General features: G+C 38.9%; 8 protein-coding genes. 2 read left to right on the top strand and 6 right to left on the bottom strand.

Annotated features, from left to right (window positions below):
* Nucleotides 1–90 precede the first annotated feature (90 nt).
* On the bottom strand, nt 91–3549 hold the full coding sequence (locus tag ACXIUD_RS14780; RefSeq protein WP_458053414.1) for a hypothetical protein: 3459 nt from the start codon (nt 3547–3549) through the stop codon (nt 91–93).
* Between the two features lie 519 nt (nt 3550–4068).
* Here ACXIUD_RS14780 and ACXIUD_RS14775 point away from each other — a divergent pair.
* Together ACXIUD_RS14775 and ACXIUD_RS14770 are read left to right on the top strand one after the other, a co-directional pair.
* Nucleotides 4069–5232, top strand: a complete 1164-nt coding sequence (locus ACXIUD_RS14775; RefSeq protein WP_458053413.1) for a pyridoxal phosphate-dependent aminotransferase — start codon at nt 4069–4071, stop codon at nt 5230–5232.
* A gap of 57 nt (nt 5233–5289) precedes the next feature.
* A complete protein-coding gene (locus tag ACXIUD_RS14770) occupies nt 5290–6402 on the top strand; it encodes an AEC family transporter (protein ID WP_458053412.1) in 1113 nt (370 codons plus the stop codon).
* A gap of 11 nt (nt 6403–6413) precedes the next feature.
* Here the strand turns inward: ACXIUD_RS14770 and ACXIUD_RS14765 are convergent, their stop codons facing one another.
* The 5 genes from ACXIUD_RS14765 to ACXIUD_RS14745 all read right to left on the bottom strand — a co-directional run bounded on the left by ACXIUD_RS14765 (nt 6414) and on the right by ACXIUD_RS14745 (nt 12903).
* On the bottom strand, nt 6414–7184 hold the full coding sequence (locus ACXIUD_RS14765) for an XRE family transcriptional regulator (RefSeq protein ID WP_458053411.1): 771 nt from the start codon (nt 7182–7184) through the stop codon (nt 6414–6416).
* Nucleotides 7185–7187: 3 nt separating this feature from the next.
* The gene (locus ACXIUD_RS14760; RefSeq protein WP_458053410.1) at nt 7188–7445 is read right to left on the bottom strand and encodes a hypothetical protein; all 258 of its coding nucleotides are present in this window, start codon (nt 7443–7445) and stop codon (nt 7188–7190) included.
* A gap of 202 nt (nt 7446–7647) precedes the next feature.
* Nucleotides 7648–8274, bottom strand: coding sequence for a response regulator (locus ACXIUD_RS14755; RefSeq protein ID WP_458053409.1), 627 nt, complete (start codon nt 8272–8274; stop codon nt 7648–7650).
* A 164-nt stretch (nt 8275–8438) separates the two neighbouring features.
* On the bottom strand, nt 8439–10466 hold the full coding sequence (locus ACXIUD_RS14750) for a tetratricopeptide repeat protein (RefSeq protein ID WP_458053408.1): 2028 nt from the start codon (nt 10464–10466) through the stop codon (nt 8439–8441).
* Nucleotides 10467–10656: 190 nt separating this feature from the next.
* A complete protein-coding gene (locus ACXIUD_RS14745; RefSeq protein ID WP_458053407.1) occupies nt 10657–12903 on the bottom strand; it encodes a Tex family protein in 2247 nt (748 codons plus the stop codon).
* Nucleotides 12904–12984: the final 81 nt, after the last annotated feature.

Raw genomic sequence — 12984 nt, 5'->3', positions numbered from 1 at the left:
AGAATTCTCTCTTTTTTTCATCATTTTAAAATGGAATAAAAAAAGCCACCTCAAGGAGGTAGCCTTTGTGCATTAAAATAAACCCAAACATTAACCTGCCACTGTAAAGTACAGCAGCTTAATTTTTCCGGTCCGATTGAACATCTCAGCAGACATCGCAGCGGACAATTTATTTCCTTCTATTTTTTCAAGAATCAACGAATTTTCCCCAATCACCTGAATCAAATTTTTAGAACCCTTGACATATTTCACTGGAACCTGACAGTAAGTAAAGCCCAAGCTATCTTTTTCCAACGGCAATACTTTAAACTCTCCATTCAGATCTAAATAAGAAAACTCTTGCGGGGTTTTCAACCACTCATGGGCCGCTAAGAAAGTTGGATTCAACTGAATGCAACCATCCACTACCCCAACTCCCAATTCTGCCCAGCGATTGAGGACATCCTCTTTCACCTGACCGGTCATACCAGGTTGTTGTGCTCCTCTATGTGCTGGCGTGTGACTGTAAGGGTCTGTTGGAATTGCACCATACACAGTTGGAATTTTATTGATTCCAATTCCTGCTCTTATTTCATAGTAATTGTCAATGAGCTTACCTCTGACCACAGGATCCATCGGTGTATCTTCCGCCAAAATTTCACTCACTGCCAACAAGAGTTTGGAAACCATGTGCCAGTAAATACTTCCCAATCCTTCAAATGCAAAGAATGTACCCGATCTTCCTGTAAAGGCTTTATGATTGAATACTCCTTCGTAAATGGCTTCTACATCTTTGAAGATCTCATCTGTCGCTGTTGGATAATCAGCTTTTATCACCTCATAAATCGTACGGAGCGCCTTGACATTATTAAAATCACTATTGAAGAAGCAATTACCCTGTGCATCCTGATCAATGATGCGAGAATCTCCTTTTGCAATCATTGCCGCCAACAGTGGATTTTTTTGAACTGTAGCAGCTGGCACACTGCTTTTTTCTAAAAATCCTGCCAAAGTTCGATTTGGATAGAGCAAATAACTATACTGATCTTCTCTGAAAATAGCGCTTTTTTTCATTTGCTCCAACAACTCTACTGCCTCAGTTTCATCCAAATAACCCGAAGAAAGAATACTTACTTGTCCTTCCAACATTTCATACAAATAATCAATTTCAATTGTACCTTTTTTGCAATCGATCAAATTATATGCATGGTAAAGCCCATCCTCCCGCTTGTTGTGAGCTATGGATTTTCGCAGGTATTGCTTAGTAAGAGATAATATCTCTAACAATTGCATAATAGATACGCTGGATTTTTTCTCTGACAATCCAGCATAGGCCTGCTCCCGATAGTTTTCTGACAACAGACCCAATGCTTTCACAAAAGTATATCTGGTATTGGCATCGAAACCTTGACTGAGCTGTCCTTCATAGGATTTCAGCACATCATATATTCCCTGCATCCAACTTTCTACTTCCTCGTGAAATTGAACTTCCTCATGAAGCTCTTCCTGAATCCAGGTTTCCATAAACTTGGTAAATCGGTACATGTAGTACAAGGTTACCATGGATGTTCCGTTACCTACCAAAGCATTATTGGCATCATTCCACTCTGGACGTTGCGTATTCATCCAGATCCCTGCATCTGGCACAAGGTTACCTAGTTTGGTGAGCCATGGAATGAAAAGTTTTTCCAAGAAACTGCTTTTCAGGATAGTACCGTTTTTAGCTGGTACCAATTTCCCGTCGCCACCCATACTTGCAACTCGTTGCTGTATACGATGCTCCAAGGCCTCATCAAAAATCACCGTATCTTGAGAATCTTTTACAATTTCTTCAAAAGAGCGGATACGATATGGAACGTTTGCAAATACAAACCATTCTTTTGGGGCTAACTCTTTAAGAGATAAAACCTGATGTTTTTTGGCCAACTCCAATAATTTCAAAAGATAAATCAACTGGTGGTCTCCCCAATATCCAATGTAGGACCATGGATCATCCGGTTCAATCACTTCCCAATCTACCCCGTTACGAGAAATCCGGTAAGGATTGTATCCATCCATCGTGGAGGCATTCAAAAACTTACTTATCATTCCCTCCAAAAACTGAGGAAATGACAAGGCCAAAGCCTCCCAGTTTTGGAAAATATCTCTCCAATTACCTGCGTAGGCTCTACGCTTAGATCCATCCGGATTTTTTAAATCAATGCTAAATTTATTCCATGGCCTACTCGGGTCACCATGCCTTCTACTAAAGCTTAATGGTAAATATTCCGTGCAAACCCGAATCAAATCAGAAGAGCCGATAGCCTTTGCTTTGGAAATTAAGGCCTGATAATTTTCCTGTGCTTCTAAAGAGTCAAAAAATGCTGCATGCTCGGTCATCAAAGGCTTGTTGATTTCGTTGACATAATGCAAGAAATCACGCTTGTCTACAGAATAGTCATCTTCAAAAATCCCCCCACGCATCACATTAAACAAGACATTGGAATAGTGCCTGCTAACAGATGCCTGATCTGCTGTTAATTGTAAGCCATCAGACTTTGCCACTATTTTTTTCAGCTCTTCCCTACCCTTGGCTAAATCTGCATGGAGGATAGACATAACCTGATCGCTAGATTTAGTCAGTTCAGCAATTAAGTTATGTACCTGAGCAGGAGTTTGGTCAATATCCAAGCAAAAAAAACATTCCTTGTTTTCTTGTGAACCTAAACTCAACGAAGCCTTTATTCCATAAGAACCAATAGTCCCTTTGATATCTTTTTCTGTTTGAATTGCTTTTCCTGTAACAAAAGCACTCACCTGCAAAGAAGACAAGACAACAGCATCGGCAGGTATACCAGTGTGCCAAGCGATCGTTGCTTTCAAGGCTTCACTTGGTTCAGCTTTATCTACAATTAATGAACTCAATGCAAACACACCCAATCCAGTCCCTTCATGTAGCTCACTTCTCTTATAGGCATTCCCTAGATTGCTACGCTGTTGCTGCAAGGCAGAAGAAATACCAAATGGCATTAAGTCCTGCACAAGGTCCATCACTTCTAGTGTGATTTCCTTATCAGATAGATTGATTAGCTGACTTTTCTTCACAAAACCGTACTTGGAAGAAAACTGCCAGCTATAAGAAAAGCTTAAGCCTAAATCATGATTGATTTCTTCAAAAACAACTTCATTTCCCCACTGACTTTTATAAAGATTTTGCTCCAATGCATACACTCCCGCATAATCTTTAGAAAATGGTTTCCATAAAATTAACTTACCGGCTACATGCACCCGAATCAAAGTCAACGAACCTACTTTCCCCTCAGCTTCTAAAATTTTATCATCTGTTGTATATGGAAAAAGCGCATGTTCTTCATTTTTTCTACCTGCTGTCAGAGCACCGTTTGATCCTATAAACATCCAATGCTCATCGTGACTCACGATGGACATAAAGAAAGGAGCCATTTGATTGACATTACCTACTTTATAATATAAATCACCATCTCTTTTCACAAAAGAACCGGTAACTTCTTGATCTGAAAAATTCAGCGATGAACTTCCAATTTTTACCGTGGAGGTTTGAGGTTTGGGCATACTCGAATTAAGTCTTTTAAATAACTGGGTTTATTTCGTAAAAATCGAAAGTCAAAACAAGTAATATTTAGACCGAAGGACTAATTTACCGATACATCATTACTACATCAAAGTAATGAAAATCATTTCTCAAAAACTATACAGATTCAAACAAACCCATTAATTTTCAGCATTTAATGGGCTCTATTCTGTTTTCAAATCAAAAAAGATATTTCATCGGTGAAATTTTCAAAACTTATTTAAAACTGCACATCAAAGGCAATTTTTCAAGACCAAAGAAACTTAAAAAATTACTAAAACACATTGTAATGCTCTACCAATAGAGTACCGTAAAAATCATTTTTTTACGATTTATCTGTAAACTCATGACTTTTGATAAAATATCTAAAAAAATCAACCTGTTTTTAAGATTTATCAACAAAATCAAATAATAGATGTATTTATTTTAACCAATAATCACAATTAATAATGATTTTTAAAATTTTTTGGTTTATTTTTAAACCAAAAACCACTAATCACATGAAAAATTTATCGAGAAGGGCTTGGTTAAGAACCAGTGCATTTGGTTTGGGCGGAATTTCGGCTCTTTCTAGTCTCCCCTTAAACGCGACTACAAGCCAGGAAGCAATTCACCACAAGAGTCTGGTAATGGAACTTCCTTTCACGGAAAATCTCCAAGTTCCTATTCGAGCAAGATTATCGGCCAATGAAAATCCATTTGGACCTTCTCCAAAAGCACAGCAAGCAATCATGGAGTCCATAGGACAGGGAAACCGTTATGGCCATGCGGATGCACAATACCTGATCTCATTGATCGCAGAAAAGGAAGGCGTCAAACCTGCCAATATCATGTTAGGCCCAGGCTCCACAGATTTATTGGAAAAAACGGCTATTGCACTCTGTAGACATGGGGGGAATGTGATTTCAGCAGATCCATCTTACCTTTCTTTAGTCAATACTGCCAAAGCAGTGGGTGCAAATTGGAAAGCAGTTCCACTAACAGCTGACCAAAGCCATGACTTAACCGGAATAGCTCAAGCTATAGACTCCAACACAAAACTAGTTTACATCTGCAACCCCAACAATCCAATGGGATCGATTACAGATTTTGAAGCCGTAAAATCATTTTGTAAAATGAATGCATCCAAGTCTCCGATTTTTGTAGATGAAGCATATTTGGAGTTTTTAGATAATCCCCAAGAAAAAAGTGCTGTAAACTTAGTAGCTGAAGGCCATGACGTCATGGTAGCGCGGACATTTTCCAAAATTCATGGCATGGCAGGCCTGCGAATCGGTTACATGGTAGCGACTGAGGAGCGCATCAAATCTGTTACGGATTTAGTGAGAAGCACTATGGGACTTTGTATCACTTCATTGAAAGGCGCAATTGCAAGCTTTCAGGATGAATCATTTATTGCTGAGTGTAGAGCCTTGAATAAGGCTTCCAGAGAATTTACCTCCGAGCAAATCCATCAGTTGGGGTATCAGGAAATTCCGTCCTATACCAGCTTTATGATATTCCCCATACGCTCCAAGGCTGAAACCTTTTCAAAATCTATGCTGAGTAAAGGAATAGGTATTCGCATGTATGCGATTGATGATAAACCATGGTGTAGAGTGAGTATGGGTACTATGGAGGAGATGAATTACTTCATTGAAGCACTTAAAATCACAGAAGGCTGAATTAACTAAAACCCAAAATAACCTTTTGAATTGATTTACCATTAACTATCACATCGTATGAATCCAGCAGTTCAAAAGACGCTAGCTTTTCTATTACTTCTGTTTATTGGCTTCTTGTTGCGCAGTAAGTTTCAATCATCGGAACAACAAAAAGGATTAAAAACAATCATTTTGACCATTGCATTGCCAGCTATCATCTTTGTAGCCTTATTGAAAGCTGAAATTTCCCAAGAGCTTTTATGGTTACCTATTATAGCTTTGGCATTCAACTTTATCTTATTTTTTATGCTTCAATTTATTCTTCCAATCTATGGAATAGAAAAAGACACGGCCACTTACAGAACCTATCTCTTACTTTTTCCTTCACTTGCTCCAGGTCTGTCCTGTTTTCCATTCCTGATAGAGTATTTGGGGGATGATGCGTTGGCATGGGGAGCACTCGCAGATATTGGGAATAAGTTTTTTGTCTTGATTTTTGCCTACATGTTAGCAATTCACTGGTTCTTCAAAATCCATCCTTCTGTGGATGGAAACAGCAGGGGGAAAATAAAGTCTTTACTCGTCAGCCTGGTGAATGAACCTATCAATATGGTGATCGTGATTGCCCTTATTTTATTGGCATTTGGTATCCGCATGGATAATCTACCTCTATTTTTATCCAGCTCAATTATCAGTTTGAGTAATTTGATGACTCCTTTAGTATTGATGTATATAGGAATAGCCGTTGTTTTCAACTGGGCTCAGATCAAAAAGATATTTAACCTATTAATGCTTCGCTCAGGGTTGACTTTTTTACTAAGTGGACTCCTGATTGCTATGGCACCCGGACTTTCCCCTTTGGCAATTTTGGTTATTGTGGTATTTCCTCAAAGTGCTATTAGTTTTTGGCCTTATGCACACATGTCTGCTATCCATGCAATGGAACAGGTGACTTCTCAACCAGGGAAAAAAACATTCGATTTAGCACTTGGAATTAATATTTTGGCTCTATCCCTTCCTTTTACCACTGCCATTATGCTGCTAGTCTTTTCCTTTGGAGAAACCTTTACTTCTCCCTCAGTCCTTTTGAGTTTAGGTTTAGGAATGACTTCTATCAGCGCTATCAAACCTACCTATATTAAAATCAATGATTGGATATTAAACGCTATGTTGAAAAAAGAACAGGGATAACGTTGGGTTGATTAACTCTTGAGTTTGAGAATTTCAGTCTTTAAGTCAAGAATCATTTTAGAAATATCCTCTAGGCTTGCGGGCTGAGCCTTATCTTTTGGACTTGGGAAGTCAGTGCTGATATAGGCTTTGGCTTCCCATATTTCCAATACATCCTCGCCTTTGACTTCATAGGGCTTATAGTATTCATTGTCTGATACGAGAAACAATTTTCCGTTTTCTTCCAAATAGTTGAAAACTCTTTTGTAGACAACTCCTTCAGTAATAGTCACCAACACATACGTTTTCCCACTTTTGATTTCATGCAATTGCTCCACATAACTGCCAATCACAACCGTGCCTGGGACTAATGGCAGCATACTATCTCCACTTAGTTCAAAAGCTCGGTACGTAGCATGATTGGAAAGATTTGGCAAGGAAAATTGCGGTAAATTTTCCACATATTCCGGATCCGCAAAGCCATTTAAATATCCAGCTGAAGCCTTTTGAGCAACCATAGGGATCTGCTCTCGATCCTCTCTATCAACTGTTATTGCCAACACTTTAATCTGCTTATTTTGCTGCACCTTCCTACCCAAAGTAGGGATGTCATGATATAACAATTCATCCACAGAAGTTTGAAACAATTCTGCGATTACACCAAGTGTAGAAAGCTTGGGTTCTGAGCGACCATCCTCATAAGCAGAAATCATCGTCCGCTGAAGACCTAATTTCTCCGCCAATTCCGCTTGTGTCATCTGAAGGGAAGATCGTAAGAACTTGAGATTTTTTGATAGAAGCATAGCTTAAGCAGAATAGAGGTAAAACTGATGATCATCTTTCACGGGCTTTGTCAAAGAAAAATGTTGGTTATTTTCCAATTGAACCATTCGCTGATACATGCGTTTGGTGATCTCATCAATGATTTCTCCAACAGGCTTTGGTTCTTGTGTTAACAAATATCCGTACATAGGCAATTGCTCATCCTCAATCACAAATTTAACCTGACACTTTCCCGAAGGAAGCTCTTTCTGAGTAATGCTGATTTTTTCTTTGAATTCCATAGCTCTTAGCGATTAACAAGAGCTAATATACAAATGTTGTTTTTATAAACACACAGGAGTTTATAATTTTAACATTTTTGAGACATTTATTGTCTCATTTTATATGAAATAGCAGGTATCAATTCAAAAAAAGATAGAGAATCATGTTACTGTTAAACTGATTACATCGAAGATGCAGCTAAAAAATATGACATATACCTCTTTAGACCAATCCCTCATTGATGGCCTTTGATACTGCCTCTGTCTGACAATGCACTTGAAGCTTTTCGTAGATTCTCTTAATATGTGTTCGTACGGTATCTATGCTGATTTTACAATCCGCAGCTATCATTTTAAAACTATTCCCTTTGCTGAGTGAAATCAACACATCTTTTTCCCGATCTGTCAAGCCATAATCACTGCTAGCAGGAGATTTTTGCATGGACTGTATCACCAATTTGGCAACAGCAGGAGACATGGGCGCCCCCCCTTCCAATATTTCTTCAACAGCATCGAACAAACGGCTGGCTATATGTTTTTTCAACAAATATCCTGAAGCACCGGCCTTTATGGCTTGTAAAACATTTTCGGAATCATCAAAAACCGTCATTATCAATACATAGACAGATGGAGACACCTTCTTTACTAGACGTGTTGCCTCAATACCATTTATTCCCGGCATCTCTATATCCATCAAAATCAGATCCGGATTAGTGAACTTGACTTGTCCCACAACCTCATTAGCATGCGAAAAAGCTCCCAACAATTCCATACTGCCACTCAAACCAACCATACTACTGATGCTTTCACGGAGGAGGTCATTATCTTCGTATAGGAGTACTCTAATCATTGGATTTTATTATGGTAGAAAGAGCTTTTAACTATCAAATTATTGCTTGATATTATTTTGGAAATTCATAAAGAATGTAGGTTTTACTATCGAACAATATCAATTATCTATAAATATCCGATTTTGTATTCAAAAATTAAATCCCCTAATCATGTGATAGCAAATTAAGCAATTGGAGCAGTAAGTTGAATAGAAGTCCCCATTTCCGGGAAACTTTCGATTACCATATTGCCTCCCATCATGGTTGCTCTTTGCTGCATATTGAATAATCCATTTCCTTTTTTTATCAACTCCTGATCGAAGCCCTTTCCATCGTCTTTGATCAAGAGGGTTAATTTCCCCGCTTCTACTGTCAAGCGAATATCTAAATGATGGCTATCGGCGTATTTGGCGGCATTATTTAGGGCCTCTTTGAATATTAAAAACAAGTTTCTGCGTTTCTCTAAGTCCAATTTAATTTCCTTAGCTTTTTCACTAACCTCAAATTCATACGTGATTTCTTTGGGTTCTAGGATCTCCGCTGCAAATTCCTGCATTTTACTTAATAATTGATCGAGATTATCATTATCAGGATGAATGGACCATACAATATCACTGAGTTTATCCATCATGCTTGCAGTTTGGGTATTGATTTTTGAAAAAATAGGCTTGCTCCCGTTCTTCTCCCGTTGCAAGGCCATTTGGGACAAAATATGTATACTCGAAAGCGTGCTCCCCAAATCATCATGTAAATCTCTAGCAATCGCATTCCGGAGGCGCTCAACTTCTAAAAGTCGCTTGGTTTTTCCTACGACACGGTATTTATTGACTAAAATACCCGCCAAAAGAATCAAAAAGAAAAAAATCGCAAGGATTAAATTTTGATTGGCCTTACGCTTAGATAACTCCACCTGGTCCAACTCTTTTTCAGCTTTTAGCAGGCTGATTTCATTTTCCTTCAAATCCAACAAATACTTGGATTCCAATTGAAGCAGCTGAGCCTGTAAAGCATCCACTCCCATGGAGTCTCGATAGGCATATTCCATACTTTGCGCTTCTAACGCTTCTTTAAAATACCCTTCCTTCAAGTAATATTCTTTAAGGTTTTTGAAGGCTTTTACAGCATCATCATATCGCTTACTTTCCATGGCGATCTTTTTGGCTACAAACAAATTTTGATAAGCATCCTTTTTTTGTTCCAATTTCTGCTGCGCATGTCCAAGATCTGCCAAAACCTTAGCCTGATAGGTTGTGACACCAGAATCGTGAAAATTTGTTTTTGCTTGCTCGAAATAAGAAACTGCCTGAGCATATTTTTCCTGACTCAGGGCATTTTTTCCAAGATTATAATATTGAATTCCCACCATCTCTTTTAGGCCCAACTGCTGCTGCATTTCCAATGCCTCCAAAAAATAGTGCTCCGCTTTACTATGGTCCCCAAGATCCATAAAATTATTTCCAAGATTAGCTAATACCATCGCCTCTCCCCGCTTATCTCCCAGCGATTTTCGGTATTCAAGCGACTTTAATAGGTAAGTTTGGGACTCCTTATAATTTTTTAAATGATAATGTAAGGTACCCAAACTGTTATAGGCAAAAGCAAGCCCTGTTTTATTTTGGGTTTTTTCAAATATCTCGAGGGCTTTATACGAAACTTCCAAAGTAGATTTCTCATCTCCAATTTGCTTATACACATTAGACAGATTGATATAAGTACCTGCTAAATTGTCCTGTCCAATGATAGAGGGATCCAATTCCAATACTTTCCGATAATTCATCAGAGCCTGTTCAAACTGACCTATTCTATTATAATGAATCCCCTTAGCTGTGTAGATCGGATAGCTTAACCGTTGATTATTTTCAGGATCACCAATAAATCTTTCCGCTAAATCAAAATAATAATCAACAGAATCCAACTTGCCCATAGCCGAAAAATTACCTGCTAGTCGTAAAGCAGCATTAGCTTTAAACCTATCAAATTCATTAATATCAGGCATGCGAAGAGCAGATAGGTAATTCGTGACGGACCTTTTGAGATCACTTCTCTCCAAGGCAATCCCCTGATTGACCAAGGCTTTGGCATACAAGGTGTCCTTTTGATTTTTATCAATGATGTGCTGAAGGCTATCAATTAATGCCTGTTGAGCAAAAGTCTTAGAAGGCTTACAAAAACACAAAAAAAGGCAAACCAAATAAATAACGAAATTTCTCATAAGTAAAAAGGTGTTTTATTACTAAAAATAAAACATTTATTTACAAAATAAAAAATTGATATCCAAAAACTTACTTAGCCATCTGAGAGATAAATAAAAAAGTCTGTTGACTTCACCTTTCCAGATAAAACAACAGACTATCAATCACTTATTGAGTTTCCAAATTACATGGAAGCAGCAAGCCTAATTATTATCTAAACTTCCCTTTTAGAAGCGCCAATTTGGAAGCAAAATCCCCCGTTTCTTCTACTTTCTCCTTCTTTGGCTGCGACTTCTGATTAGGTTTACCTCGATCTGCAAAAGGATCTGACTTCATGCTTAATCCTATGCGCTTTCTTGCCACATCCACTTCCATTACAGTCACTTCTACTTTTTGATTAACAGACACTACCTCCGTTGCATCCTTGATAAAACGGTCTGCTAAATGGCTAAGATGCACCAATCCATCTTGATGAACGCCCACATCCACGAAGGCTCCAAACTTGGTGATATTCGTAACAATGCCAGGAAGTTTCATTCCTACTTTCAAATCCGAAATTTCATTGACACCCTCCTGAAAATTAAACACCTCAAAAGTTTCTCTTGGATCTCTTCCTGGCTTGGATAATTCTTCCAAAATATCCTGCAAAGTCGGCAAACCAACATCCTCAGAAATATATTTTTTCAATTGGATTTTAGCACGAATTTCCTCCGAAGCCATCAAATCGACAACTTTGACACCTAGATCATCCGCCATTTGCTCCACTAGGGCATAGCGCTCCGGGTGAACAGCAGATGCATCCAATGGATGTTTGGCATTGCGTATTCTCAAAAACCCTGCAGCTTGTTCAAATGCTTTATCGCCCAATCTTGGCACCTTCCTGATATCATTTCTACTCTTAAAAGGACCGTGCTCATTTCGATAGCTGATAATATTCTGAGCTAATACGGGACCAAGTCCAGATACGTAAGTCAATAACTGCTTAGAAGCCGTATTTACTTCCACTCCTACCCCATTTACACAGCTCATAACGGTATCATCCAGGGAGTTTTTCAAGGCAGATTGGTCTACATCGTGCTGGTACTGACCTACACCAATGGATTTAGCATCAATCTTCACTAATTCTGCCAAGGGATCCATCAATCTCCTTCCAATGGATACTGCACCTCTTACAGTCAAATCAAAATCAGGGAATTCTTCTCGTGCCACTTCAGATGCAGAATAAATGGAAGCTCCACTTTCGTTGACCATGGTCACGATCACATGTTTAGGTAGTCCCAAAGATTTCACAAAAGCCTCTGTCTCTCTACTAGCAGTTCCATTTCCAATAGCAATAGCTTCAATTTTAAATTTATCCACCAAATGCTTTACCGTAGCTCCTGACTCAGCTAGTTTTCGCTGTGGTTCATTCGGGAAGATAGTATCATAGCTTAGCACTTGTCCTTGTGGCCCCAAACAAACAGTTTTACAGCCTGTCCTGAAGCCTGGGTCTATAGCCATGACAGACTTTTCGCCCAAAGGTGCCGCCAATAGCAACTGACGCAAGTTTTCGGCAAAAACCCTGATTGCCTCTTCATCAGCCTTCTTTTTGGTAAATAAACGCACCTCTGTTTCCATAGAAGGTTTCATTAGACGCTTATAGCAATCTTTGATAGCCAATCTCACTTGATCTACTGACGAATTTGCAGCCTTTTCTAGCACCATCTCTTCCATCAAAGCAATCGCTGAAAACTCCTCAGGGCAAGAATCCAACATCAAAAACAATTCTTTTTCCCCTCTGCGCATAGCTAAAACTCTATGAGAGGGAGCTGTTTTGATAGGCTCCGACCAGTCAAAATAATCCTTGTATTTGGCAGCATCCTCTTCCTTTCCAGGAATGACTTTACAAGTAAATGTCCCTTCATTGATAAAGAGATCACGCATTTTTTTTCTTAACTCTACGTACTCATTTACCCGCTCAGCGATGATATCCCGCGCACCTTGTAATGCTTCTTCAACAGATGCTACTTCTTTTTCTTCCGAAATATATTTTGAAGCTTCAGTTTCTAGATCTATGGAATCCTGAGCAAAAATTATATCAGCCAAAGGTTCCAAGCCCTTTTCTTTGGCTATCGTTGCTTTGGTCCTTCTTTTTGGTTTATAGGGTAAATACAAATCCTCTAAAACTGCCATCGTCTCCGCGGCCTGAATTTTCTTTTCCAAATCTTCTGTCAACTTTCCTTGCTCCTGAATGGACTTGAGAATAGCTTCTCTCCGTTTATCCAACTCCCGCAGTTGTTGCATACGATCACGGATAGCTGCCACCTGCACTTCATCCAAACTTCCTGTCACCTCTTTTCTATACCGGGAGATAAATGGCACTGTAGCACCCTCGTCCAAAAGTGCAGCAGTATCGGTTACCTGCTTCACTTTTACCTGAAGTTCCTCGGCAATTTTGATAAAATAATTGATATCCATAGTTCTCTTTATGCTTCAAAATGGAGGCGCAAAGTAAACAGGACTTTAGTAAGCTCACAAAAAAAGGAGGAGAATTTTCAG

The organism is Mongoliitalea sp., assembly GCF_054166905.1.
The sequence above is the reverse complement of the archived record's forward strand: the minus strand, read 5'-3'. Positions and strand labels throughout refer to the sequence as shown.

Excerpts from the sequence above, each read along its gene's own strand:
- ACXIUD_RS14755 (WP_458053409.1), bottom strand. The coding sequence starts at position 8,274 with ATGATTAGAGTACTCCTATACGAAGATAATGACCTCCTCCGTGAAAGC.
- ACXIUD_RS14745 (WP_458053407.1), bottom strand. The coding sequence starts at position 12,903 with ATGGATATCAATTATTTTATCAAAATTGCCGAGGAACTTCAGGTAAAA.
- ACXIUD_RS14750 (WP_458053408.1), bottom strand. The coding sequence starts at position 10,466 with ATGAGAAATTTCGTTATTTATTTGGTTTGCCTTTTTTTGTGTTTTTGT.
- ACXIUD_RS14780 (WP_458053414.1), bottom strand. The coding sequence starts at position 3,549 with ATGCCCAAACCTCAAACCTCCACGGTAAAAATTGGAAGTTCATCGCTG.
- ACXIUD_RS14765 (WP_458053411.1), bottom strand. The coding sequence starts at position 7,184 with ATGCTTCTATCAAAAAATCTCAAGTTCTTACGATCTTCCCTTCAGATG.
- ACXIUD_RS14775 (WP_458053413.1), top strand. The coding sequence starts at position 4,069 with ATGAAAAATTTATCGAGAAGGGCTTGGTTAAGAACCAGTGCATTTGGT.
- ACXIUD_RS14770 (WP_458053412.1), top strand. The coding sequence starts at position 5,290 with ATGAATCCAGCAGTTCAAAAGACGCTAGCTTTTCTATTACTTCTGTTT.
- ACXIUD_RS14760 (WP_458053410.1), bottom strand. The coding sequence starts at position 7,445 with ATGGAATTCAAAGAAAAAATCAGCATTACTCAGAAAGAGCTTCCTTCG.